The organism is Acinetobacter sp. YH01003 (assembly GCF_013420525.1).
In the GTDB taxonomy this organism is placed as follows: domain Bacteria; phylum Pseudomonadota; class Gammaproteobacteria; order Pseudomonadales; family Moraxellaceae; genus Acinetobacter; species Acinetobacter towneri.
Genome location: NZ_VOXY01000001.1, coordinates 646915 through 672606, shown reverse-complemented (window position 1 = coordinate 672606; position 25692 = coordinate 646915). Strand labels below are relative to the sequence as shown.

General features: G+C 41.4%; 28 protein-coding genes. 3 read left to right on the top strand and 25 right to left on the bottom strand.

The features are described 5' to 3' along the window. The first annotated feature begins 116 nt into the window (after nucleotides 1-116). Nucleotides 117-581, top strand: a complete 465-nt coding sequence (locus tag FTT70_RS03210) for a MarR family winged helix-turn-helix transcriptional regulator (protein WP_004976754.1) — start codon at nucleotides 117-119, stop codon at nucleotides 579-581. 54 nt (nucleotides 582-635) lie between these two features. Here FTT70_RS03210 and FTT70_RS03205 read toward each other — a convergent pair whose 3' ends face one another. The 5 genes from FTT70_RS03205 to FTT70_RS03185 all read right to left on the bottom strand — a co-directional run bounded on the left by FTT70_RS03205 (nucleotide 636) and on the right by FTT70_RS03185 (nucleotide 7846). After that, entirely contained in the window at nucleotides 636-1313 is a 678-nt protein-coding gene (locus FTT70_RS03205; protein WP_096901413.1) for an SOS response-associated peptidase family protein, read from the bottom strand. Nucleotides 1314-1428: 115 nt separating this feature from the next. Then, nucleotides 1429-2871 (bottom strand): aldehyde dehydrogenase family protein, encoded by a 1443-nt coding sequence (locus tag FTT70_RS03200; RefSeq protein WP_180168272.1) that lies wholly within the window; start codon nucleotides 2869-2871, stop codon nucleotides 1429-1431. Between the two features lie 199 nt (nucleotides 2872-3070). After that, nucleotides 3071-5236 (bottom strand): malate synthase G, encoded by a 2166-nt coding sequence (locus FTT70_RS03195; RefSeq protein WP_096901411.1) that lies wholly within the window; start codon nucleotides 5234-5236, stop codon nucleotides 3071-3073. A gap of 358 nt (nucleotides 5237-5594) precedes the next feature. Beyond that, the gene (gene zapE / locus FTT70_RS03190; RefSeq protein ID WP_004976758.1) at nucleotides 5595-6749 is read right to left on the bottom strand and encodes a cell division protein ZapE; all 1155 of its coding nucleotides are present in this window, start codon (nucleotides 6747-6749) and stop codon (nucleotides 5595-5597) included. Nucleotides 6750-6838: 89 nt separating this feature from the next. Beyond that, nucleotides 6839-7846, bottom strand: a complete 1008-nt coding sequence (locus tag FTT70_RS03185) for an AraC family transcriptional regulator (RefSeq protein ID WP_171501106.1) — start codon at nucleotides 7844-7846, stop codon at nucleotides 6839-6841. Between the two features lie 169 nt (nucleotides 7847-8015). Here FTT70_RS03185 and FTT70_RS03180 point away from each other — a divergent pair, with 169 nt between their 5' ends. Together FTT70_RS03180 and FTT70_RS03175 are read left to right on the top strand one after the other, a co-directional pair. Further along, on the top strand, nucleotides 8016-9494 hold the full coding sequence (locus tag FTT70_RS03180; RefSeq protein ID WP_154320792.1) for an NAD(P)/FAD-dependent oxidoreductase: 1479 nt from the start codon (nucleotides 8016-8018) through the stop codon (nucleotides 9492-9494). Between the two features lie 67 nt (nucleotides 9495-9561). Then, the gene (locus FTT70_RS03175) at nucleotides 9562-10467 is read left to right on the top strand and encodes a lysine exporter LysO family protein (RefSeq protein WP_004976767.1); all 906 of its coding nucleotides are present in this window, start codon (nucleotides 9562-9564) and stop codon (nucleotides 10465-10467) included. 121 nt (nucleotides 10468-10588) lie between these two features. Here FTT70_RS03175 and pyrF read toward each other — a convergent pair whose 3' ends face one another. From pyrF to lpxK, 20 genes are all read right to left on the bottom strand, one after another. Further along, the gene (gene pyrF / locus FTT70_RS03170; RefSeq protein ID WP_019836519.1) at nucleotides 10589-11269 is read right to left on the bottom strand and encodes an orotidine-5'-phosphate decarboxylase; all 681 of its coding nucleotides are present in this window, start codon (nucleotides 11267-11269) and stop codon (nucleotides 10589-10591) included. A gap of 182 nt (nucleotides 11270-11451) precedes the next feature. Continuing rightward, entirely contained in the window at nucleotides 11452-11817 is a 366-nt protein-coding gene (locus FTT70_RS03165; RefSeq protein WP_004976771.1) for a lipopolysaccharide assembly protein LapA domain-containing protein, read from the bottom strand. A 17-nt stretch (nucleotides 11818-11834) separates the two neighbouring features. Next, nucleotides 11835-12140, bottom strand: coding sequence for an integration host factor subunit beta (locus FTT70_RS03160; RefSeq protein WP_004976773.1), 306 nt, complete (start codon nucleotides 12138-12140; stop codon nucleotides 11835-11837). A gap of 159 nt (nucleotides 12141-12299) precedes the next feature. Then, nucleotides 12300-13976: a 30S ribosomal protein S1 gene (gene rpsA / locus FTT70_RS03155; RefSeq protein ID WP_004976774.1), complete on the bottom strand. Its 1677-nt coding sequence runs from the start codon at nucleotides 13974-13976 to the stop codon at nucleotides 12300-12302. Nucleotides 13977-14095: 119 nt separating this feature from the next. Next, nucleotides 14096-14788, bottom strand: coding sequence for a (d)CMP kinase (cmk, locus tag FTT70_RS03150; protein WP_154320795.1), 693 nt, complete (start codon nucleotides 14786-14788; stop codon nucleotides 14096-14098). Between the two features lie 16 nt (nucleotides 14789-14804). Beyond that, nucleotides 14805-15236: an SRPBCC family protein gene (locus FTT70_RS03145; protein ID WP_019836521.1), complete on the bottom strand. Its 432-nt coding sequence runs from the start codon at nucleotides 15234-15236 to the stop codon at nucleotides 14805-14807. Nucleotides 15237-15337: 101 nt separating this feature from the next. Next, the gene (gene tadA / locus FTT70_RS03140) at nucleotides 15338-15829 is read right to left on the bottom strand and encodes a tRNA adenosine(34) deaminase TadA (RefSeq protein ID WP_004976782.1); all 492 of its coding nucleotides are present in this window, start codon (nucleotides 15827-15829) and stop codon (nucleotides 15338-15340) included. Between the two features lie 27 nt (nucleotides 15830-15856). Further along, nucleotides 15857-16978 (bottom strand): enoyl-CoA hydratase/isomerase family protein, encoded by a 1122-nt coding sequence (locus FTT70_RS03135; RefSeq protein WP_004976784.1) that lies wholly within the window; start codon nucleotides 16976-16978, stop codon nucleotides 15857-15859. Continuing rightward, nucleotides 16975-17688, bottom strand: coding sequence for a uracil-DNA glycosylase (gene ung, locus FTT70_RS03130; protein ID WP_104851898.1), 714 nt, complete (start codon nucleotides 17686-17688; stop codon nucleotides 16975-16977). Before ung ends, FTT70_RS03135 begins: the two co-directional genes overlap by 4 nt. Before the next feature lie 37 nt (nucleotides 17689-17725). Continuing rightward, entirely contained in the window at nucleotides 17726-18322 is a 597-nt protein-coding gene (locus tag FTT70_RS03125) for a 6-carboxytetrahydropterin synthase (protein WP_104851897.1), read from the bottom strand. A 175-nt stretch (nucleotides 18323-18497) separates the two neighbouring features. Then, nucleotides 18498-19481 (bottom strand): type II secretion system minor pseudopilin GspK, encoded by a 984-nt coding sequence (gene gspK / locus FTT70_RS03120; RefSeq protein ID WP_180168271.1) that lies wholly within the window; start codon nucleotides 19479-19481, stop codon nucleotides 18498-18500. 13 nt (nucleotides 19482-19494) lie between these two features. Beyond that, entirely contained in the window at nucleotides 19495-20118 is a 624-nt protein-coding gene (gene gspJ, locus FTT70_RS03115; RefSeq protein ID WP_180168270.1) for a type II secretion system minor pseudopilin GspJ, read from the bottom strand. Beyond that, a complete protein-coding gene (locus FTT70_RS03110) occupies nucleotides 20115-20495 on the bottom strand; it encodes a type II secretion system protein (RefSeq protein WP_180168269.1) in 381 nt (126 codons plus the stop codon). The genes gspJ and FTT70_RS03110 overlap by 4 nt, the downstream gene beginning before the upstream one ends. Beyond that, entirely contained in the window at nucleotides 20485-21036 is a 552-nt protein-coding gene (locus tag FTT70_RS03105; protein ID WP_131261481.1) for a prepilin-type N-terminal cleavage/methylation domain-containing protein, read from the bottom strand. The genes FTT70_RS03110 and FTT70_RS03105 overlap by 11 nt, the downstream gene beginning before the upstream one ends. Nucleotides 21037-21042: 6 nt before the next feature. Beyond that, the gene (locus FTT70_RS03100; RefSeq protein WP_004976797.1) at nucleotides 21043-21657 is read right to left on the bottom strand and encodes a TetR/AcrR family transcriptional regulator; all 615 of its coding nucleotides are present in this window, start codon (nucleotides 21655-21657) and stop codon (nucleotides 21043-21045) included. 93 nt (nucleotides 21658-21750) lie between these two features. Beyond that, the gene (locus tag FTT70_RS03095) at nucleotides 21751-22524 is read right to left on the bottom strand and encodes a TatD family hydrolase (protein ID WP_004976800.1); all 774 of its coding nucleotides are present in this window, start codon (nucleotides 22522-22524) and stop codon (nucleotides 21751-21753) included. Nucleotides 22525-22548: 24 nt separating this feature from the next. Next, nucleotides 22549-22890, bottom strand: a complete 342-nt coding sequence (locus FTT70_RS03090) for a PilZ domain-containing protein (RefSeq protein ID WP_026438361.1) — start codon at nucleotides 22888-22890, stop codon at nucleotides 22549-22551. A gap of 10 nt (nucleotides 22891-22900) precedes the next feature. Further along, entirely contained in the window at nucleotides 22901-23890 is a 990-nt protein-coding gene (locus tag FTT70_RS03085) for a DNA polymerase III subunit delta' C-terminal domain-containing protein (protein ID WP_180168268.1), read from the bottom strand. A gap of 14 nt (nucleotides 23891-23904) precedes the next feature. Beyond that, nucleotides 23905-24666, bottom strand: a complete 762-nt coding sequence (kdsB, locus tag FTT70_RS03080) for a 3-deoxy-manno-octulosonate cytidylyltransferase (protein WP_004976805.1) — start codon at nucleotides 24664-24666, stop codon at nucleotides 23905-23907. A gap of 11 nt (nucleotides 24667-24677) precedes the next feature. Then, nucleotides 24678-25691 carry a tetraacyldisaccharide 4'-kinase gene (gene lpxK / locus FTT70_RS03075; RefSeq protein WP_131261483.1) on the bottom strand — a complete coding sequence of 338 codons (1014 nt, stop codon included), beginning with the start codon at nucleotides 25689-25691 and terminating at the stop codon, nucleotides 24678-24680. Between the last annotated feature and the right edge of the window lies 1 nt (nucleotide 25692).

Here is a 25692-nt window from a genome sequence, read left to right as displayed (position 1 = left end):
ATTTCGTCAGATTTCAACCAAATTTTAGCCACTGAAAGCATCTTGCTAAGCACATGAGTTTTCACATAAAATGTGAAATATCAAAAATACAATTAAAACAATGCAGGGAATATGCAATGTCCAAGAAATATTCAAAATTTCTACCATCCGCCGACCAATATGATATTGAACAATTTCCGTATTATTGGGTCACACAAGTACATGCTCAATATGTACAGAATGTCGATCAGGCACTTAAAAAGTATGGTTTAGATAATTCTCGCCGTCGTATTTTATTGGCATTAAGGTCAAAAGCACATGCGAGTGTGTCTGATTTGTCAGACATGGTGGTGTCAAAAATGTCAACTACAACTAAAATTGTTTATCGTTTAAAAGATGAAGGTTTGGTTGAAACTTATTCTTGTGATGATGATGCGCGTATCACTCGTGTCGTGCTTACTGAAAAAGGTAATGAGATGACCAACAAAATTAATGATCTGACTAGCGTTGTTTTAGAGCAGTCATTTGATGGTTTAACTCCACTACAAATTGAAAAAATGATGGAAAGTTTACGTCATATTTTTAATAATTTAGCACGCTAAACATCACGTTATTGTTCCACATCTGTTCTTATCCTATATAAGCACAAGATGTACTTAAAGATCGAAAAAATTGAGCTGGGGGCTTACTTTTTCGATCTTTGCTTTTGGTACATGTGAACACTCAAACTCGTCTAAAGGAAAGCCCTGCACAAAGCTGTGTATGTTCGGTGTTTTCAAACTTAGCCATTCATCTAAACGTGCATGTGGAATAACAATAACAGAACGTTTGACTGGCCCAGGCTCATGAAATTCCTTCATCATCGCGTGATCAATTGCGTCCATGGTAATCATACTCGCAGAACGGACAATTTCTTCCGTGCCTTGCCCATCCTTTAAACGGCAAATTTCATACAGTGCTGCAATAAAAAAGGCCTGTCCATCTTTACGACGTACACCCCAACGCTGCGGTTTACTGTCTATATATTTGGATTCATAAAATTCTGACACAACAATCGCGCCAAATTTACACTTATAAGCAGCTTCACTAAAACTTGGTTTTTCTAATAAAGTTTCGTTACGGCAATTATAGGTTTTTTGCGCAATACTTCTGTCTTCCGCCCATTTGGGAATCAAGCCAAAATTCACCGAGCGCCACTCTAAACCTTGTTCAGACTTAAACAATAGTGGCACACTCGAATTTGGATACGCTTCTTCAGCATATTCAAACGGAATTTCAGGCAGACCTAATGCAGATAATTGCGCTATGCTTATTGGTTTAAAATTGGCACACATATACAAATTGGATGATTAGACACACGCACTATATTATGCGTTTTGATCATGAACAGTAAGTGCGCACCCACGCATTCCTTCTTACTCAAACAAAACGCAGGACAAATAATTACCGTTAAGCTGGCAATGTCAGCCAATGCGTGCGGGTAAATTCTTCAAATATCCAGCGCCCATTAAAACGACCTAAGCCTGAGTTTTTCTCACCACCAAACGGTGCATTGGCATGATCGGCAACGGTAATACCATTAATATGTGTCATTCCAACATCAAACTGTGCTGCAAATTCTGCACCGCGTTCTACATTTGTAGTGCATACAGCAGCAGATAAACCATAGCGTGTATCGTTCGCTAACTGTAAGGCATGTGCGGTATCTGCTGCTTTGAGAATCGGTAAAATAGGTCCAAAACTTTCATTTTGTACAATTTCTGAATCGGCAGCGACATTCACAAAAACATGTGGTGCAACTAAGTTCCCCGTAACCCCGCCCGCATAAACCAATTCTGCACCCTGCGCCTGTGCTTTTTGAATAATATGCTGATGCTTTTTCACCTGTTCTGCATTAATAATTGGCCCAATCAAGGTGTCATTTTTATTCGGATCACCTACTACTAATTGCGACACACTTGCTAACAATTTTTCAAGATAGGCTGCATAAATAGACTGATCGACAATGACCCGATTGGTACTCATGCAAATTTGACCTTGATGCAAAAAGCGCCCCATCACAGTTAGTTCTACGGCCAAATCTATATCTGCATCATCCAAAATGACTAAAGGTGCATTGCCACCGAGTTCTAAGGCGACACGTTTTAAATGCTCACCCGCAACGGCCAGTTGCCCTACATGCTGTCCAACTTCTGTAGAGCCTGTAAATGAAATCATTTTAGGAGTTGCATGCTCAACAAAGTAATCACCAATTTCACGACTCGCACCCGCCACCACATTGAGTACGCCTGCAGGCAAGTCTGCTTCTTCGAACAGTTTACCGAGTATAGTTCCACCTGTGACTGGCGTATCACTGGCAGGTTTGAGCACTACACTATTACCACAAGCAATCGCTGTAACCACTGAACGCATAGACAAATGGAAAGGGAAATTCCACGGACTGATCACAGCAATAACACCCAAAGGTTTACGCAAAACAACACTACGGACTTTCGAATCTTTGCTTTCCAGTTGCGTCGTGGTCATTTGCTCGGGAAATTGTGCAGCTTCTTGAATAATCCCTAAAGCAGCATCGACTTCGATATTGGCTTTTAAACGGGTACTGCCCGACTCATCAATCAGCCACTGGATAATTTCTTCGCGTCGTTGCTGAATGACTTGCTCTAAGTTCTTAATGATGTATTGACGCAGACTTGTGGATTGAATCAATTGTTCATCAAAAGCTTTTTGCGCTGTACTATAGGCACTATCAACATCTACCACGCTGGCGCCCTGCATCTCAAAAATTGTAGTTTGATGATATGGATTCAAGTTTGGAATGGTTTTAGTAGATGTCCCAACCGACCACTTGCCGCCAATAAATTGTTGATTCAAATCTTGATATGCTGGCATGTATTTGTCCTTGCGCTACTTTTTATATATGACTTTCACTCTACTCCGCAGCTTGATGTTTTTCTAGCAGCAAGTACATCCTGTAACTATTCAGCTGCAAAATTTTCAAAAAACCATAAGCAAAATACAGGCAACAAAAAAGCCTCCGAAGAGGCTCATTTGTTTGTATTACACAATCAGTAAATCAAATCCTAAAGGATTAATCACCTGTATAACCTTTTAACTTTAAACGCGCTGCGTGTAAAAGTGGCTCTGTGTAACCAGAAGGTTGCTCGCCACCTTTGAAGATCAAGTCAGATGCAGCTTGGAATGCAATGTTATTAGCAAAGTCGTTAGACATAGGCGTGTATAGTGGATCATCAGCATTTTGTTGATCTACAATTTTCGCCATGCGCTGCATTACTTCTTCAACCTGTTCACGCGTTACAATTCCGTGACGTAACCAGTTGGCAACGTGCTGAGAAGAAATACGTAAAGTTGCACGGTCTTCCATCAGGCCCACATCATTGATGTCTGGAACTTTAGAACAACCTACACCCAGATCAACCCAACGAACGACATAACCCAAGATACCTTGGCAGTTATTTTCCAGTTCTTTTAGTTTCTCTTCTTCAGACCAGTTGGTATCAGTTGCAAGAGGTGGAGTTAACAAATCATCTAAAGGCAATGCTTCAGTTGCAAGCAATTCTTGCTGACGGTTTGCTACATTAATTTGATGGTAGTGAATCGCGTGAATCACTGCACCTGTTGGAGACGGAACCCATGCACAGCTTGCGCCTGCTTCAGGATGTTCAGTCTTGGTTTTGTACATGTCTAACAGCATGTCTGGTTTTGGCCACATGCCTTTACCAATCTGTGCTTTACCACGTAGACCTGTTTGTAGACCTACCATGACGTTACGGTTTTCGTAAGCTGGGAACCATTTTTGGCCTTTGATTTCGCCTTTACGAACAAATGGACCTGCTTCCATGAAGGTATGGATTTCATCACCTGTACGATCCATGAAACCGGTGTTAATAAAGATGGTACGGTCTTTCGCCTGAGCAATACAGTTTTTCAGGTTAACAGAGGTACGACGCTCTTCATCCATGATACCGATTTTCAGGGTTTTAGCAGGTAAGCCAAGCGCTTGTTCAGCACGTTCAAACAGCTCAACCGCAAATGCTACTTCTTCTGGACCGTGCATTTTTGGCTTAACGATATACATAGAACCAGTACGTGAGTTCTTGATCGTGTTCTCACCACGGATATCAGCCACAGAAAGCAATGGAGTGACCAATGCATCCATGATGCCTTCATAAATTTCTTCGCCATCTACAAGGATCGCCGGGTTTGTCATCAAGTGACCCACGTTACGAAGCAGCATCAATGAACGGCCATGAACCTTGGTCTCACCGCCTTCAACATTTTTGAAGGTGCGGTCAGCATTTAGTTTACGGGTAATGGTCTTGCCATTTTTCTCGATAGACTCTTCAAGCGTACCTTTCATCAAGCCTAACCAGTTACGGTAGCCTTCAACTTTTTCTTCAGCATCAACTGCTGCAACAGAGTCTTCCAAGTCTTGAATCGTCGTTACAGCCGCTTCAAGCACAACATCTTTCACGCCAGCTGCATCTGTCTGTCCAATTGGGCTGTTTGCATCAATCTGGATGATTGCGTGCAGGCCGTTATTTTTCAGTACGATTTCAGTTGGTGCAGAAGCTTCGCCATTGTAACCAACGAATTTAGAGCTATCCGCAACAGTTGTTGTAGAACCATCTTTTAGGCGAACAACAAGTTTGTTTGCTTCTACAGCATATTGAGTCGCGTCGGCATGTGAACCTTGCGCCAATGGGAAAGTTTCATTTAAGAAGTTTTTCGCGAATGCAATTACTTTTTCACCACGAACTGGGTTGTAGCCTTTACCTTTTTCTGCGCCATTTTCTTCAGAAATAACGTCAAAACCGTAAAGTGCGTCATATAACGAACCCCAACGTGCGTTTGCTGCGTTCAAGCAATAACGTGCGTTACGTACAGGTACTACGAGCTGTGGACCAGCCAATAATGCGATTTCTTCATCAACATTTTCGGTGGTAATTTGAAAATCTTCTACTTCTGGTAATAAGTAGCCAATTTCAGTCAAGAAAGCTTTGTAAGCTTCTAATTCAAATGTATTATTGCGGTGCCATTCATCAATTTTAGCCTGAAGCTCATCACGCTTTGCGAGTAATGTTTTGTTCTTAGGGCTAAGATCGACAACGACTTGCTCAAAGTTTTTCCAGTATGTATCACTGTCCAAACCAGAACCTGGTAATGCTTCATTTTCGATGAAATCGTAAAGTTCTTTAGCAATCGCTAACTTGCCTTTTTGAATACGTGCAGTCATTGTCTTTCCTGATATTGCTACTTTTTATACAAGAGATTCTAGTATACTGATTTATATTTAGCTGAATAGTATTATCACATTTCAAAATAACGATCATTTATTACAAGATGAATGACAACAATCATCATAAATCCTGATCAGAAACACGACACTATTACTCATCTAAATACACTTTTACAGTGTATAAAGTTTTTGAAATGTCGAAATTAGACTTAAGTTCAGATTTTGTTGTAAAAATCGGCGTCAGTCTTATTGCAACCCTTCAAGATTAAGCCATGTTTATGACAAAATGTCGATAAAACCAACAGTCACATCTTTTCTATCATAAAAAAGCGCCTAGTTCTAGGCGCTTAAAAGATCAACTGATTTGATGTTTGGCTTCGGTGGCCTGTATCTGTCGATGTTCTTCATTTAAGTAATCATCAGACTGCATTTCCAATAAACGTGAACGTGTGCGTTCAATTTCAAATGCCAGTTTTTCGCCCTGATAAATTTCAATAATCGAATCTTCAGAAGTCAGTAATAACTTGACACCACGATCATAAAATTCATCGACCAAATAAATAAAACGACGTGTTCCTTCAGACAAGAAGTCTGTTAAATGCGGTACATTGCTCACCAAAACCGTGTTGTAGATGTTGGCAATTTCAATAAAGTCTGCAGGACTACGCGGTTTAAAGCACAGTTCTGAAAATTCACACCACAACACATCTTCAGTATGCGCAATTGTTTCAACAATACGTTGGTTGATAATAATTGGCTCAGAAGAATAATGTTGTGTATTACTCAAAGCACTGAAACGCTGTGCCATCCAGTTTTGATTATCATGCGTTAAAGGCGATTTAAATAATTGCGCCTGTTTCAAAACACGTAAGCGATAATCTACACCAGCATCGACATTTAGCACTTGGCAATGTTTTTTGACCATTTCAATGGTTGGAATAAAACGATCTCGATGGATACCATTTTTATATAAACCGTCTGGGGCGATGTTAGATGTTGCCACCAAAGTAATGCCACGATGGAATAATTTTTGGAACAAGTCACTCAGAATCATCGCATCAGTCACGTTAGATACGAAAAATTCATCGAAACAAATCACCACTGCATCTTTATAAATTTGGTCTGCAACAGAATCGAGCGGGTTACGCTGCCCTGAAAGTTTGTTCAGTTCACGATGCACATGCTGCATAAAGTGGTGAAAGTGCATACGTGTTTTACGTCTAAATGGAATCGAGTCGTAAAACTGATCCATGAGCCATGTTTTACCACGACCTACACCACCCCACATATAAACACCCTGTGGTGCTGTTTGGCGGCGGAAACGGCGGAACGCTTTTTTTGATGCTTTATAGCGTTGAATTAATTCCTGCCACACACGCTCAAGTTCGTGTACAGCCTGCGCCTGCGCATCATCTGGCATAAATTGTCCAGAGGCTAACGCTTGTGCATAACGCTCCGCAGGCGATAATGGAGTAAAGGCTGTGGTTTGTGGCGAATTAAAATCAGACATATTCATCAGTACTTATTTGGGCTTGTAGATTATAACGAAGATCGAATCACGAGATATAGCACTTTGGCATAGTTTGCAAAATACTTAGGCTATTTTGTATATTGGCGTGGACTTTGTCCAAACCACCGCTTAAAGGCATGATTAAATGCTGCGGGTTCTGAATAACCAAGTAACTCTGCAATCATTTCAATTGAATATTCCTGATATTCAATTAATCGCAATGCTTTATCTTTGATGAGATCTTCACGAATTTGTTTATAACTGGTGTTCAGTTGTTGCAGTTGATGGCGCAATGTCCGTTCAGGAATTTGCAAAGCATGTGCTGTTTCTGCCATGCTCGGCATACTGCCCTGTTGTAACTCCAAATAATCTTTTACGCGCTGCACTACCGAAGGCGCATCATCTTCAAGTTTAAGTCGCTCTAACTCAATCACACACTTGGCTTCATAACTGCTAAAAGTGACTGCATCGGCAGAGGGAATACGTGCTGTGAGAACTGCATCATCAAACCAAAATGCTGCTTGTGATTGATTAAAAACAATATCTTGACCGTAATAATCATAAAAAGTTTGCAAAACTTCACTTTGCTGCGGCTGTACAAATGGCAATTCTATGCGAATACGTGGCGCACTCATCCCCATCATTTTATATAGGTCTTGAATAAATTTGAATGTGCCTGAAATTTCACACTGCGCACGTAATACACCTAAACTACTATGTAAATCATTGGGTTGATAACACAATGCAATATGTCGCGTGCTATGTTGTAAACTTAGTTTCCCGCTTAAATGCGTCAATCCCTGATATTGAATCCCTTTTTCTAATGCAGTGGCAATATCTGGACTGGTCACCAATAACATCAATAAAGGACCATAACCTGCCAAAGCATAATGCTGTCCAATAAACAGCCCCATTTCAGGTTCTACATCTTCACCAATGACTTTTAGAATATCCCATTCCAAACTCGGATGAATGATTGAACTGGTATCTAGCGCATCTGCACGCAAGCCGATACTTTGCAATTTTGCATCGACATCAACGCCTGCTTTACGCATGCCTTGTATTAAATACATTAAGCCAAGTATGGATCTTTTCATAAAATGAACAGTGCGAAACGGAATATCCTTTTTACCCGATTCGTCCACAGATAGAAATTGCCGAAAATATCAATTTTTATGTCAGCACGATCATGTTACCGCATGCTGGCTTATTCTATCCTGACTCAAACAAACTCAAATCAAACAAAATAAATATAAGGATATCTTCATGCAGGATGCAGCAGCGTATTATCAAGTCGCAATTATTGGTGCAGGCTTTGGCGGATTAGCCATGGCGATTCGTTTACTACAACGCAATATTCATAACTTTGTGATTTTAGAAAAGTCTGATGAAGTGGGTGGTACTTGGCGTGAAAATCAATACCCTGGTGCGGCTTGTGATGTGCAGTCGCATCTGTATTCATTGTCATTTGCACCCAAAACTGACTGGTCAAAACGCTATGCCGAAGCACCAGAAATTTTTCAATATATTCAAGATGTGGTGCAACAATTTAATCTGCGTGAATATTGCCAATTTAACAGCGAAGTGGTGCATACCGAATACCATGAAAAAGACTGTGTATGGCATGTTGCGTTAAAAGATGGCAGACAATTGAGTTGCCAATATTTAGTCTTTGCTTCTGGCCCACTGCATGTGCCACAAATCCCGCACATTAAAGGCATTGAAAAGTTTCAGGGCAAGGTTTTTCACTCGTCTCAATGGGATCATCAATACAACTTAAATAGCAAAGTTGTGGCATCTATTGGCACAGGCGGCAGCGCGATTCAATACATTCCTGAAATTGCACCTCAAGTTAAACAGTTATATGTCATGCAACGTACAGCTGCATGGGTCATTCCACGAGATGAACGCAAATATCTGAATATTGAGAAAAAACTGTTTAAACAAGCAGACTGGTTTAGAAAATTGCATCGTGCGCGTTTGTATTGGTCGAATGAATCACGTGCAATTCCAATCATGCAACCTAGCGTGATGAAATATACCCAAAAACTGGCAGAAGCCTTTATTCGTTTTCAGGTCAAAGACAAACAATTGGCACAAAAACTCACGCCTGACTACATTATGGGATGTAAACGTATTTTAGTGTCCAATAAATACTTCCCAACTTTTAACCGTGACAACGTCGAATTAGTGACTGATGCAATACAGGAATTGACTGCAGACAGCATCATCACCAAAGATGGTAAAATGCGAAAAATTGATTGTCTGATTTATGGCACAGGCTTTATTACCGATCCGCGTATCTATCTACAGCCATTTAGCTGCATTGGTGAACATGGCGTTGAATTAAAACAGGCATGGAAAGATGGCGCAGAAAGCTATTACGGCATTAGCCACAAAGGTTTTCCGAACCTGTTTCAGTTGCTTGGGCCAAATACAGTTTTGGCGCATAACTCGGTTATTTTTATGATCGAATCGCAAGTCGATTACATTCTGCAAATGATGGATTTGGTGGCACAATCACAGAGCAATGCAATTGTAGTAAAAGATCAAGTACAAGATCAATTTAACCACGATGTGCAAGACATGCTAAATAACACGGTTTGGCAATCTGGCTGTGTAAGTTGGTATCAACAAGATGGTGGAAAAAACTTTGCACTTTGGCCAACCTATACTTGGAAATATTGGCTAAAAACCAAGTCGCTGCATCCGAGTGATTTCAGATTAATCAGTAAAGCGGCATAAATTTCCGCTTTTAAAAGCAAACTGGCATAATCAACAGGTTTTTATCTATCTCCCACCTGTTGATCTCATGCAATCTCTTTGGCTGATTTTCCAATTACTCTGCTGTTTATGTCTAGGCTTTGTACTGGCAAAACGCCTCCCTCGAATAATCGAAAAAATTGCGTTTCAACTGCTTCCATATTTTAGCTATATCCTGCTAATTGCAATTGCGATGGAATTTTCACAAACGCTCGGTTCACTACAGCAGCCATCGCATATTCTATCTACAGCTTTACAGATTGCATTTGCTACATCAATTGGTGCTTTTCTGTGTTGTTATTTGCTTTACAAAGGTTTGGGGCTGCAAGCAACGCAAGGCAAAGTTTCATTACAGTTGTTGATTCAATCCTGCATCAACATCAGTTATGCCTTTTTTGCACTTTTGGCAGGCTACGTGCTGCATCTACTTTTTAGTGCTATGGATTTCCAAGTTCAGATCAACACTTGGTATTTACTGTTGCTGTTTATGTGGATGATTGGACTCGATCTCGCTTATTCGCCTTTAGATCGTTCTTGGCTGAATTGGAAAATTTTAATGGTGCCCGTAGGCTGTATTTTCGGTTCAGTTGCAGGGGTACTACTTTGCGCACTTTGGCTCCCCATCGCTCTACAAGATTTGCTTATGCTCTCACAAGGTTATGGATTTTATTCCATGAGCGGGATTGTGGTGTCGGAACTTCGCAATGCCGAATTGGGTAGTATTGCGTTAATGAATGATTTATTCAGAGAGATTTTTGCGATATTGCTGATGTATATTTTGGGATGGCGTTATCCACGTGCTGCAATTTCTGCCGCAGGCGCAACTGCCATGGACGTCACTTTGCCCATGGTAAAACAAGCCTGTGGCAACGATTTTATTCCACATGCCATGGTCAGTGGATTTGTATTGTCAATCCTTGCACCCATTGCTGTAAGTGTATTGGCTGCTATTTAAAAAGAATCAACAATTGTCCTCTCTCCCTCTGGGAGAGAGTTGGAGAGAGGGTTTGCGCTCTATTTAGGCGAGAGTTAGAGAGAGGGCTTATCTCCCTTTTAGAGAGTCAGCGATAGTAAAATTAAAGCGTCGCTAAAATATCTTTCAAAGTCTGACGTGGATTTTCAGATTTTGTAATTGGACGACCAATCACCAAATGCGTAGAACCATCCAGCATAGCTTGTTTGGGAGTCACAATACGTTTTTGATCATCGGCATTTGAGCCTTCAGGACGAATCCCTGGAGTTACTAAGGCAAAATCCTGCCCTAAGATTTCACGCAACATTTTGGCTTCTTGCGCAGAACACACCACACCATCTAAACCACTTTCTTGAGTGAGTTTAGCTAAACGCTGAACTTGCTCAAAAGGCTCAATATCTAAACCTAAATCTTTTAAATCTTCACGCCCCATAGAGGTTAGTACAGTCACTGCAATCAGTTGAGTCTGATAATTCCCTGCTTTTAAACGCTCCACACAGGTTTCCATCATTTTACGACCACCTGAGGCATGCACGTTGACCATCCATACGCCTAAATCTGCTGCAGCACATACAGCCTGAGCCGTTGTATTTGGAATATCGTGAAATTTCAAATCTAGAAAAACCTCAAAACCTTTGTCATGCAAGGCTTTCACGACTGCAGGACCTTCATGGGTAAATAACTCTTTACCAACTTTTACTCGACATAATGCAGGGTCTAATTGTTCTGCAATGGTTAAGGCGTCATATTGGCTTTTAGCATCGAGGGCAACAATGATACTCAAGAGAATTACCTATGGATTTGACAAAGAGTCGCTATTATAAAGTGATTCGTGCCAAGCAGATAGTCAAAAAGACAGCTTATCCACCATCGCAGCGATAATCAGCCATTCGTCAAAGGCACACATAAAAAAACACCCCAAGATAACCTTGAGGTGTTGATGATCAATTCAGTCAACAGAGCAAATTAAAGTGCATTAGAAGAACGATCTTCAGTATGCACATCTAATACCGTTTTTTCATGACGAGTATGCGCAGCAGCTTCAGCAGCAGCCAGTTGAGCTGCATGAATTTGCTCTTTGCGTAGGTATTCAATATCTTTACGTAGTCGCTTAATTTCCCAACTATTTTGGAATACACGGAAAACCTGCACGCCCAACAATAACCCTAGCACCAAACCAAGTGCCAATGTAATCAGTAGCAATAGACCCAAACGCATTGCAGGCACTTGAGTAAATAGCAGGTCAACTGAAAGTTCAGTGCCGTTTTGCAAAACCAATGCCAGAGAATATCCAAATAGAATAACTAAAATAGCGACTAGAACGTAACGCATAAACACCCCTAGGAATTTTATTTATTTACAGACTCGTTTACTGCATCACGTAGTGCTTTACCTGGTTTAAAGTGCGGTACAGCTTTAGCCGCAACTTCTACAGACTTACCTGTTTTTGGGTTACGACCTACACGTGGTTCACGGTGATGCAATGCAAAACTACCGAATCCACGAATTTCAATTCGGTTATCTGCCGATAGTGATGCAATCATTTGATCAATCATGATCTTCACAGCTTCTTCCACCAATGGCTCAGCCAAATGTGGATTTTTCAAAGCAATTCGTTCTATCAAGTCAGACTTATTAAGTGCTTCAGTAGTCATCTGCGACCTCTTTAATTATCAAGCTACTTTTACCTAAACTGATAATAACCTGTTTAAATACAAAACGGTAGCGTAATAATTGAATACTACGCTACCGTTTACAGTATTTGTGTAAAAAGTATGTGCTAATTTACATTAACCATACAGTTTACCCGCAACTTAGTTGCCCATTTGAGCTTTGATCAAGTCACCAATTGTCTTAGGACCATTGTCTTGACCGCTAGTTGCAGTTTTCAAGTTAGCAACAGCTTCTTTCTCTTCAGCTTCGTCTTTCGCTTTGATAGACAAGTTGATAGAGCGAGATTTACGGTCTACGTTGATGATTTTCGCTTCAACTTCTTGACCAACTTCCAAGAACTTAGTTGCATCTTCAACGCGATCACGGTTGATTTCAGATGCTTTAAGTGTTGCTTCAACTTCGTCAGCTAACTTAACAGTTGCGCCACGAGCATCAACAGCAGTTACAGTACCTTTAACCAAAGCACCACGTTCGTTAGCAGCTAAGAAATCGTTGAATGGATCGCTGTTCAATTGCTTGATACCAAGGCTGATACGGTTGCCTTCAGCGTCTACAGAAAGGATAACCGCTTCAACAGTGTCACCTTTCTTGTAACGACGAATAGCTTCTTCGCCTTGCTCGTTCCAAGAAATGTCAGACAAGTGAACTAGGCCATCGATACCGCCTGGTAAACCGATGAAGATACCGAAGTCAGTGATTGACTTGATTGTACCTGAAACTTTTTCACCTTTGTCGTGGTTCTTAGCAAACTCTTCCCATGGGTTAGCACGAGTTTGTTTGATACCAAGAGAAATACGACGACGCTCTTCGTCCACTTCAAGAACCATAACGTCAACTTCGTCACCAATCTGAACAACTTTAGATGGGTGGATGTTTTTGTTAGTGTGGTCCATTTCTGAAACGTGTACTAAACCTTCAACGCCTTCAGCGATTTCTGCGAAACAGCCGTAGTCAGTTAAGTTTGTTACGCGAGCTTTAACGATAGAACCTTTAGGATAACGGCTCATGATCGCTAACCATGGATCTTCGCCTAATTGCTTAAGACCTAAAGATACGCGGTTACGCTCTTTGTCAAATTTAAGTACTTTAACAGTAACTTCTTGACCCACTTCAACCACTTCTGATGGATGCTTGATACGTTTCCAAGCCATGTCAGTGATGTGAAGAAGACCGTCAATACCGCCAAGGTCAACGAATGCACCGTAGTCAGTAAGGTTCTTAATCGTACCAGTAACAGTTTGACCTTCTTCAAGCTGAGCAAGAAGCGCTTCACGGTCAGCTGAAGATTCAGCTTCCATAACTGCACGACGAGATACAACAACGTTGTTACGTTTAGCATCAAGTTTGATAACTTTGAACTCTAACTCTTTACCTTCAAGGTGAGTTGTGTCACGGATAGGACGAGTGTCTACCAAAGAACCTGGTAAGAACGCACGAACTGGACCGATGTCTACAGTGAAACCGCCTTTAACTTTACCAGAGATAACACCAGTAACGATTTCGCCGTCTTCAAAGATTTTTTCAAGTTTAGTCCAAGTTTCAGCACGTTTCGCTTTTTCACGTGATAAAACAGTTTGGCCCATACCGTTGTCAAGTGCTTCAACAACAACATCAACGGTGTCACCAACTTGAACTTCAAGTTCGCGTTGTTCGTTTAAGAATTCAGCGCGGTCAACAACGCCTTCTGATTTAAGGCCAGTATCAACTGTTACCCAGTCAGAGTCGATGCTTACTACAACGCCTTGGATGACAGCACCCTTTTCAACGTTGAGGTTTAATTCGCTTTCTTCAAAGAGGGCTGCAAAAGATTCGGTCATGATATACCTGATAAAGTCAGCGGTCTTGGATCAGACAAGGCCGGTTTAGTTAAGCGTCTACATAGTCCGTATAGAACTGATCAAGCTATGCGTTCGCTGAATAGGTTTATTTCACGCGGTTAAGCGCGGCAAATAGCAAGCTTCTGATCGACATAAGCCGTCATTAATGCAAACACTTCATCAATGTTCAACTCAGAACTATCAATGATGTAAGCATCTTCTGCGGGCTTGAGCGGAGCAACTGTGCGCTCCATGTCTCGTTTGTCGCGAGCCTGTATATTCGCTAAAATGTCGCTTATTTTAGCATCCAGCCCCATACCCTGCAACTGTTTTACTCGTCTTTGTGCACGCGACTCTGCCGAAGCAGTTAAATAAATTTTAGCCTGCGCATTTGGAAAAATACTGGTCGCCATATCGCGTCCATCTGCAACCAAGCCTGGTGCTTGGGCAAAGGCATGCTGACGTGCAAGTAATGCTGTGCGCAATTCAGGTACTGCCGCAACTTTTGAGGCATATTCCCCCACACGTTCGGTACGTATGGTTTGCGTGACATCTTCACCATCAAGCAACACTTGTGTGCCATCTGGCTGGGTCACAAATTGAATATTGAGCTGTGTTGCAATGGCAACGCATTGACTCAGTTCAGTATCAAGTTGATCTAGCAAATTCTGCTTATGTAACGCCAAACCCAACAAACGATACAACGCACCAGAGTCGAGTAAATGAAACTGATAATATGCTGCCAATTTTGCCGCGAGTGTGCCTTTACCTGAACCGCTAGGGCCATCAATGGTAATAATTTGAACCGTCATGCTGTTTCCGAAATGATTAGAGAGATTTTGCGAGTTTGGATAAACCAATTTTAATTGCAGTTTTCAACTGCGCAAGAATAGCTTTGCTCACAAACGGAACTCGCGCTTGTAGCTCAATGCTATACGTGACCAAGGTTTTGTGATCTGCCACTTGCTGAAATTCAATTGTACCCAAATGATGTTTGATCAATGGATTTTTAATGATTTTATATTCAATCCGCTGATTCGGTTCAAGCACGGTAATTTGCTCTTGCAAAGGTTTAATTGGCCCAATCCCCATACGACGCACCGAACCTACACCATCTGGACGTTCAGGGTCAGCAGAGTCTTTAATGCGCACCACTTGCATTGGTGCAAATGCAATATTATAAGTTGCATGTTTAGAAAGTAATTCAAATACTTGCGCAACTGGCGCATTAAATTCTTTTTTAATTTGAATAGCGTGCATGGTTTGCCCTGATGATGAATGCTATGTTGTGTTTGATTTAGTTTAACGCAAATCAAGCCTAAAACTCAGAACTGGTTTTGATCATGGAGGTCATTTATCAACTATTGCTGCTTTTGTTGTTTCTTTTGCGCACGGCGCATCTTAAAAAAATCACTCAACTGGGCTGAACATTGCTGCTCTAAACAACCTGATTGATACTCAAAAATATGATTGTAATAACCCGACTCTAAAAGCTTTCTGGCACTGATCAATGAGCCAGCTTTGGGTTCAGTTGCTCCAAACACTACTCGTTTAATTCGCGCGTGAATGAGCGCACCCACACACATGGTACAAGGCTCCAGTGTGACATAAAGCGTGGCATCTTCAGGTAAACGATAATTTTGAATATGATCACATGCTGCACGGATTGCCACAATTTCGGCATGTGCGGTTGCGTCGTGTAAGGAAATAGGCGCGTTATAACCCGCGCCAATCACTTGATTTTGACTAACGATGACAGCCCCCACAGGAATTTCCCCCTGTGCTGCAGCCAAAGCAGCCTGCGCATAGGCAAGCTGCATCCAGTCTTCATCACTATAGTTCTGTTCTGACATTTAAATATGAGTAAAAATCAATACGAATTAAATAATCTCGTATTGTTTCAATAACTCATTCCAGCTTTCAATGCTCGTCACAGGTGGATTGTCTGCAAAAATGGTTTTGAGCTGCACTGGCCCATTTTGCTGCCAAGCTGGTGCAAGGTCTTTATCGACCAAACGTGCGCGCACACCTTCGACAAAATCTGCGTGGCGAATTTTCCAGTCTGAAATTTGCGTTTCCAGTTCAAACACTTCATTCCAAGCGTGAACCTTCTTACCCCATTGCCATAGTAACCACGTTAAAGCTGCTGTGGTTGGTGAACCTTTTTGCAAGTTTTCACTGGCTTGACGTAACCAATCGCTACGTGCATCGCTTAGACCAATGATGGATTCATAATCACTTTCAAAACTCACACCACGGCACACGCTTTGAATCACATCCAAAGAATTCTGTAGCGGCCCAGGCCCTACAGGACGGTGCATGCTGTTCAAGGTATCATCAATGGCACGGAAGTCACCTGCAGGGTAATGATTCCAGTCAATATTAATGACTTTTTCTAATACAGAAGCGCGTTGTGCATCACAAATATGGGTTGCCCAACCAATACCATACGCACCTGCAGCAGTCATAATTGAACCCGTTAAACCTGTGAACAAGCCAATCGCACCACGGTCAGCCAAGAAACGAGTTGCCCCTACATCTGGGTATAAACCAATGTTAATTTCTGGCATAGCTAAACGTGAATACGGTGTCACCAAACGGAATGGTGCAGCCATAAATAGACCTAAGCCACCACCCATGACATAACCTTCACCCCACACTAAAACAGGCTTGGCATAGTTATGTAGCAACAAGTCCAACGCATATTCTTGCTCAAAGAATTTATTGGCAGTTGCAACCTCATCATTAATGACAAGCTGACGTAATTTACGCACATCACCGCCTGCACAAAATGCTTTTGGTGTGGTCGAATCTAGCCAAATTGCTTTTACGCTATCATCGGTATGAAAGTCTTCAAATACTGCCAATAATGCAGAAACAATAGATTCATCTAAAGCATGCAAAGATTTTGGGCGATTCAAACGTACAATGCGCCAACCGTTATTTGCTTCTTCGACAATTAAATCCGGATGATATTCTTTAGAAATGGGAGAATGTGTCATGCGTCCAGCTGCCAGTCTATAGGCTCAATGCCATTTTGTTTAAGATAATTATTTGATTTTGAAAATACTTTACATCCAAAAAAACCACCGCGGTTTGCTGCCAATGGGGATGGATGCGCTGCCTTCAAAATCAGATGTTTATTTGGATCTATACGTTGTCCTTTACGTTGTGCATACGCGCCCCACAAAATAAACACAATATGCTCACGTTGTTGATTTAACACATCAATCACATGATCTGTAAAATCTTCCCAACCCTGCTTTTGGTGCGAGGTTGGTTGTCCTGCTTCTACCGTTAACACGCTGTTGAGCAGCAATACTCCTTGCTCTGCCCAATGGGTTAAATCACCGTGTCTTGGAATAGGCACACCTAAATCTGTATGTAACTCATGGAAAATATTACGCAAAGATGGTGGCAATGCAACCCCTCTTTGTACAGAAAAACTAAGTCCATGTGCCTGATTAGGTCCATGATAAGGGTCTTGCCCAATAATCACGACTTTCACCTGATTTAAAGGCGTGGTATTTAAAGCATTAAATATCAGTGAACTTGGTGGATAAATCACCTTATTCTGTTGTTTTTCCTGCAACAAAAAACCGCGTAGCGCATCCATTTGTGGACTCAATAAAAATTCAGCTAGATTGTATTTCCAACTCTCATCTAACTGAACTTTATTTAAGCTCGCATATTGCTGCTCAGTAAAAGACATACCGCTATCAATCCTTGTTGATGTCTAATGATGTGATTTAAAGTTTAACTTGTAACTCGACATTCGGGTTTTGGAATGTCATCCCCTGTTTTAATTTTTCATACATTTGTGGGTCTGACCACTCTGTCTGTACTTGCTCAGAGAAATGAATTTGATCCAGACTCAGCAATCCCATCTGCGCATTTTCAATATCTTCCAAAAAGCTTTGTGCATAGCCAGTATCGGTTTCATGCACAATTACAGAATAGACCTCTACATCACCCTCCCCATTTTGCGTGATGGTTGATGCCAAAACTTGTTGTGCCAAATAAAAGAAAATACGTGAAAACTGCTCTGCTGATGGCGATACTGGTAAAGAAACCCAACGTGCGCTGAACGTTTTGCAGGCTTGAATATATGCAGGATCGTCCTGCTCCCAAAAACAAATGGCATGATCAAAAGCATCAAATAATTCTTTGATTACACCTTTAAGCAAACCAAAGTCATACACCATTTGTCCATGATCGAGTTTTGAAGCTTTCAGTAACAATTCTACTTTATAGCTATGACCATGAATCGAGCGCTTACAGCGGTCTGAAGTGCAATTACGCACAATATGCGCATTTTCAAACTTAAATAACTTTCGAATTAACATGGGTCTTAACGTCATCAAAATATTTGGGGGATATTCTTTTTAAGTATAATGCAAAACGTGAACAATAAGCCAATTTTAGCCCACAGATTGCCAGACAAAAATCGTAATGATCAGTTTCAGCACAGACATGCAATGCATTTACATCTAAATAGCAGCACAAGGTTAATGATGATACTTAAAATGGCGTCAGACTTCGCCCACTAACATTGACAGATTTTTCACTACGCACCAAATCACTGCTAAATTGACGTTTGCGCTCGCCCAATACCACTTCAATTTTGGCTTTAAAATAATGGGATTGTACACCCAATAAACCTGTAAATTCATTGTGTATCGCGCTATCGACAGCTTGAAAGCCATCTAACTCCCACAAAGCGTTTACATTGCTAAAGTGTTCCAAATTGGCATTACGACGATCAAGTAGATTTTGCACTACAACCACATCCAGTTTTTCATCTAAGCTCGCCAAAACCAAAGCAGGTGCGGTATTAATATTGATAGTGGTATCCCGTTTTGGCAAGGCACTCACATAAGGCGCAATTTGCTGATACTTCGTACCTTCAAAACCACGGACTTGTTTTAATTCTTCTGCGCTGTGAAATAAGCTATTGGGCGGTAAATAAGGAATTGCTAAACCTTGGTAATAACTCGACTCTGCACCCATAGCACCACTCGGCTCATCATCTGCATCTTGCCAGTCAATCACGGCTTCACTTAATTGAGCAGGTAGCCCAACACGCTGCAACAGCTTTTCAAAATATTTTTTTGCTTTTTCGTTCACTTGATCTTCGGTTGTCAGCAAACTATTTAAATTAAATTTCCCCGACTCATCTTGCAATACGCCCGATACATAACCATCTTCGACTGGAAATGGCGGCATCGGTTTTGCCCAGTTCTCTTGTAAATGATCAACTTGACCAGCATTTTCAGCATCATCTTGCAGTAATTCTGCAAAAAATACTTCGGCACTTTTGGCATATAACAATGCCTGATTTTGACGCATCAAATAGGCGGTATTTTCACTGGTGTACATTTGCCGCTTGGCAATGGTCGCTGCCAAAATCGTAGCTAAGGCAACCAACATCAAAATCGTAATCAAGGCGATGCCTTGTTGTGATTTGATGATGCTACCTAAGCGCTGAGTCGATTTTGAATACATTGCCACTGTGCCTTTAATTGTCTTTCTTCTTTAAAAAATCAGTCTGCAATAAGCTAAATATCCATTCGTATTGCACGTCACGCACGGTTAAATTTATTTTTATTCCTTTCGGGAGTAGCCTTAATTGTTCAGTTTGCTGAGGATCAATATTGCTTTCAGGCCAACTACTTAATTCATTTGGATTCAATACCATAATCTCAAAGGCTTCAACTTCATCCAACATCACGCTCGACTCAGGCTGATCATTGCCCGTTTGATGCAAATTACGATATTTTAAACGATACAATTTTTTTTCATCGGCACGATATTGATATTCAACACGCTCATGGGGTGAAATACTCTGCTGCAAAGGATCGGTCACCCCTGTTTTACTGAAATTAAAACGTCCATTTTGTAAAACCAAAGCAGGTTGTTGCTGCCCTTTGACATTGGCCGTTAATGGAACAGCCTGCATCGTGTCACGTAATATTTGTTGATAGCTTTCTTGCAACTGTTCTAGATTGGCTTCATGCATCGCATTGCGATCTTTGACTTTGGCGAGATAATCAAATACTTTCCAACCCAAAGCAGACAGCACTGCAAAAATTGCAATAGCGACTAGCAACTCAACTAAAGTGAAGCCTTTCTTTGTACTCATGATTGCTGCTCACGGGCATTAAAAAACACCAAAGAAGTCACTCCTGCTTCAACTTGTCCTGTGTCTTGATTATATAAACTGATTTGAAGATCGACACGTTGCACATTCGGACTAATGGTTGGCTGTGTGGACTTGTCAATTTGCCATGTTTCGCCCTGTTGTGTCACTTGCTTTGACTCTGTTCCACTTAACCATTGCCGATTCATTTCCATCAATGCCACTTCATTCAAAGCCACAAATTGTGCTTTGGTTCTTAAAATTGCATTGGCGGTGGATTGGGTATATTGCATCGCCACTTTGGTCATTGCCATAGCTGCTGTTGCAAAAATTGCCAAAACCACCATAACTTCAAGTAGTGTAAATCCTTTAGCTTTCATGGATTTTTCCTAAATGATCGACCTCTATTTCCGCACCTACAGGACGCTGTTCTAAATAGAACTGAATACGCACAGGTTTGGCTTCACCATTGCCCAGCCAAATCAGTGCGGGTGCATTACCTTGCAGCAACTCACTATTGTTAGCATTCGGATAGCTTTGTTCTAAAGATAAAATTTGGATAGAAACTTGTTCAGGCAACGTTCTGCTTTTAAATTCGCCATAGTTTTGCCATTTTTGATTATTTTGCAGGGTTAATTGTTGTTCTGAAGCATAAGGCTGATATTCCAGTACATCATATCGCGCAGGTGAAACATCGGTTGCTTGATGCAAATTGAGTGCAAAAATACGCGCTTGATCATTGGCTTCACGATTCAGTTTACGCAAATCCAATAAAAACACTTCCCGCGCCTGCATGGCTTTACGCTGATCAACACCACCGATATTCATTAAAACCAGCGATGCCATAATCGCCATAATGACTATCACCACCATCAATTCAATGAGCGTAAAACCGCGAACCGAAGATAGTGGTGTGTTCATAGCGTATTAATTCAATTGCTCGAAAGATTGTGCTTGTTTGGGCATCGCCAACGCTTGATCGATATAGGCCACACGTAAAGTATCCCGGGAACCTAAATAACGCTGATAGAAACTTGAGTTTAAAATGGCTGCCGCACCATGCGTAAGTGCCCAAATTGAAGCCAGATAATCACGCACTTCCATGTGACTATTAATAGATTCCAAATATTGTTCAGTCATACGGATAATGATGCGTAATCGGCTTTTACGAACCTGATATAGTTCACTAAACAACAAGCCAATGCCAACACCCGTTGTAGAAAGGCGTTCTTCAATTTGATGAAAAAGCACAGTACGTTCAGGATGATGTAAGTGATGCAGCATAAAAAATGCTAGATGTTCAGGAAACTGTTTTTCCGCATCTTTAATCATTTCTAGCAACATGCGCTCATTACGAATAATAAGCAACATATATAGTTCATCTTTACTTTGAAAGTGTTTATATAGAGTACCTTTGGCCAAATCTAGTTCTGCTGCCAAAGCATCAAGGGTCATTCCTGCTTCACCATTTTCCAAAAGCAACTGCTCTGCCACTTGGAAAATTAACGTTTCTCTTGCTCGAAACTGAGCCTGACGATCCATCTTCACCCGATAAACTCTCTTTTCACTATTCAATCAATGGAAATTTTTAATATCACCAGAACATTAAATTTTTGCATCATTCCACTATGCAAATTAATGTCCTTTGAGCAGGTTTTCAAAGTTTTGTGTTGTTATGAAAGCCATTTCCTCTAAGGACTTATCATATACATCACTTAGGGCTTTGGCTACATACGGAACGTATTTTGGCTCATTTGTCTTACCGCGATATGGCACAGGTGCCAAATATGGACTATCAGTTTCAATTAAGACACGGTCTAAAGGTACTTGCTTAGCCACATCACGTAAATCTTGTGCATTTTTAAAGGAAACAATGCCTGAAAACGACACATAATAACCGCAATCTAACACCGCTTTGGCGGTTGCCCAGTCTTCAGTAAAGCAATGTAATACACCATGTGTCGATTTTTCTGCACGGATAATATCTACCGTATCTTGCTTAGCAGCACGGGTATGTACCACCACAGGTTTTTTTACAGCTTGTGACGCATGAATATGCCGTGCAAAACAGGCTTTTTGCTCTGCGACAAAATCGGTACTGTGAAAATAATCTAGACCTGTTTCGCCCAAAGCCCAGACTTTGTCTGCTTGTGCCAAAGCAATCAGTTGCTCGGTGGTGGCGCGTGCCATATTTTCAGCGTTTTCACAAGGATGCACACCCACGCTATAACCGACATCGGCATGACGTGCTGCAATTTTTGACAATGCAATATGATCGTCTAAATCGACAGAGATACCCATAATTTTAGACACCCCCGCTAGGCGTGCCTGAGCAATTGCTGCGTCTAAGTCACCATCATAAGGGCTTAAATCCAGCATCGTTAAATGACAATGTGTATCTACAAACACGATTTTTTCCTAAAAGCAAACAACCTACATAGTGTAACTGTTACGGTTGTCAGACTTAAGCCCCGCAAGGATTCTTTCGGCTTCAGATTTGTAATAAACGCCTTTTTCACCGCTCAGTTGAATGCCAAAGCCCTGCAATTTAATGCCATTTTGCTTTTGCGAAATCCAGATGACTTTTCCTGTAAGTGGAATTTTTTGTGATTGTTCAGGCAAAGTTGCAAGTACGAAGATTTCTTCACCCATTTTTACAGGTTGTTTTGAGGGTACAAATAAGCCACCACCCACAACGTATGGCATATAACTTAAATATAGCGTTTCGACATCAGGAATATTGGCCTGAATAATACCGCCCATACGTGGTTGCATCATGTTCCCCTTAAATATTCATTAACTTAATACATAGCTGATCAAGCACCAGATTACTTTGCACGTTTTGCTCAAGCATTGGCTTGGCTTGCTGTAATTCTGCATATAAACCAAACAGACTTTCCAAGTCATATTGTTCAGCCAAATGCTGCAAAGCGGTGCTTAAATCCAAATTTTTAATGCTTTGATTTAGCTTGACACAAATTAAATCACACAACAAGTATTCAAACATCTGACTAAAATCAGTAAAGCTCAGCGCCTTGTTCCACTTGGTTGCGATTGCCAGCGGCATATTTTTTTGCGTCACCAGTTTATACCAGTCTTTGAGAAAATCTGTACGCTGTTCCAGCCATTCTGCCTGTGCCAACTGCAAAGCCTGCAATGGCATTTGATTAGACAAATTCATCAACAATTGCTGTTTGTTCGCATCTAAATCGGGCAAATGCTGCTGCAAATATGCCGTAGCCTGTGCAGCATCAATACGGTCTAAAGCAAAATGCTGCAAACGGCTACGAATGGTTGCAGGTAATTTAAGATAATGATCTGCCAGCAAAATAATCACGATGCGATCACCCGGTTCTTCGAGGGTTTTCAGCAACGCATTGGAAGATGCAATATTTAAGGCTTCAGCAGGTTCAATCACAATCACCCGCCAGCCATCTACCGTTTGCTGGACAAAAGGTAATAAATCACGGATCTTCTCGATCTTAATTTTCGCGTTTTGCTTTTTATTCTCTTCATCGGTGCTGATATAGACATAATTCGGATGTGTATCTGATTTTAACCACTGACAACTGCTACATTCACCACAAGGCTGTGACTGCACATCACGCTGTTGGCATAAAATCCAAGCCACAAATTGCTGTGCAAAGGCTTCTTTACCACAACCCTGTTTGCCAAAAAACAATAAACCATGCCCCATTTTGGGAAATCGCCCTGTCAGGTTTTCCCAAACTTGTTGCTGCCAAGGATATACTTGTCCAATTACATCACGTTGCATGGTCGGTGATTCACTTACTCAAAATGGGCAATATCCATTGCATTTAAACGGTCTAAGTCTGCTTGGGTATCTACACCCGGTGGTAAATTGGCTTCTGCAACTGCAATGGCAATACGATGTCCATTTTCCAAGACACGCAATTGCTCTAGGCTTTCCAGCTTTTCCAATGTTCCCATTTCCCAAGTCACATATTCTTGCAGCAATTCCACACGGTACGCATACAAACCTAAATGGCGATACGCATGTGCATGCAATTGTGGTGTCGCTGCTTTCGCACCATCGCGGTCATAAGGAATCGTGGCACGGCTAAAATACAAAGCCTGATTGTGTTTAGACATGACCACTTTAACAATGCTGTCGCGAGTAAATTCATCTAGTTGCTGAATCGGCTCACATAGCGTAGACATCGAGCATTCAGGTTGAGCTTCTAACAACTGCGCCACTTGTTGCACCAATTGCGCAGGCAAAAGTGGCTCATCGCCCTGCACATTGACGATAATATCGTTTTTATCCCAACCTTTAATGCGCGCCACTTCACTTAAACGATCTGTACCTGATGGATGGTCTGCCGAAGTCAGCACTACATCTACACCTTCGGCACGGCATAATTCTGCAATACGAGCATCATCGGTCGCCACACACAAGTCATCAAAACCTGCCACTTTTTTTGCCTGATCAACCACACGTAAAATCATGGCACGACCATGAATTTCCAGTAAAGGTTTGCCTGGCAGGCGTGAACTAGCATAACGTGCAGGGATAACAATGTGCTTCATAATTTTCCTTATCATGGTCTTTCAGGCAGGTTTAAACCCAATTGTTTCAATTGTTGATGTAAGGTGACATAGCAGGCCGATGACAATACTGCATCTACAGGTACAACCCAAATTTCACGCTGAAAATCTGGATATTGTTTTAACAGAGGCAATAACTTTACTGCATCTTTTTCTGTGGTAATAATCGGTTGCGAATCTTCAAACTGCAAATCGGTAATTTCATAGTCATGATGGTCTGGAAACTCATGACATTGAAATTGGGTCACACCCATCGACTCTAAAGTTTTATAAAACCGCTCAGGAAAGCCAATGCCCACGACAGCATAAAAATTTTGGGTCGGATCAAAAATTAATTCTTGTGCGGGATGCAATAAGTATGGCGCTGCAACGGCCAAATGCATATTTAATTCAGAACTCGGTTGCGCTGCATGTTCAATCACCGTGGCATGCTCTAATCGAGATTTTGGTTCACGCAAATAACCTTCGGGCAATATTTTCTCGTTACCCAAACCACGATTATTATCTAAAACAATCCATTCCAATTGACGGTTTAAAGCCAAATGCTGCAAACCATCATCACTAATAATTAAATCCAATTCATGCTGTGCAAGTAACAATTCAATACTTTTTTGACGATTTGGCCCCACAGCCATCGGTACGCCTGTAGATTGCACAATCAAAGTCGGTTCATCGCCCACTACGTCAACATTAGCGTCAATGCTGACATAGGCTGGAAATGGGCCTTTTCCGCCATAACCACGGCTAATCACGCCAACACGAACATCTAAACTTTGTAGATATTTGACCAAGTGAATCAGCAAAGGGGTTTTGCCGCTGCCACCCACAGTAATATTGCCAATCACCATCACAGGTACGGGCGCGGTATAAGCGGTTTTAATACCTGAACGATATAAATTTTGATTGAGCAAACTCACACCACGGTACAATAAAGACAAGGGCCTAAGCACAACCAGCCATTTGGCTTGTTGCTGCCAAGCGTCCTGAATAAATTGTGCCAAAGACATG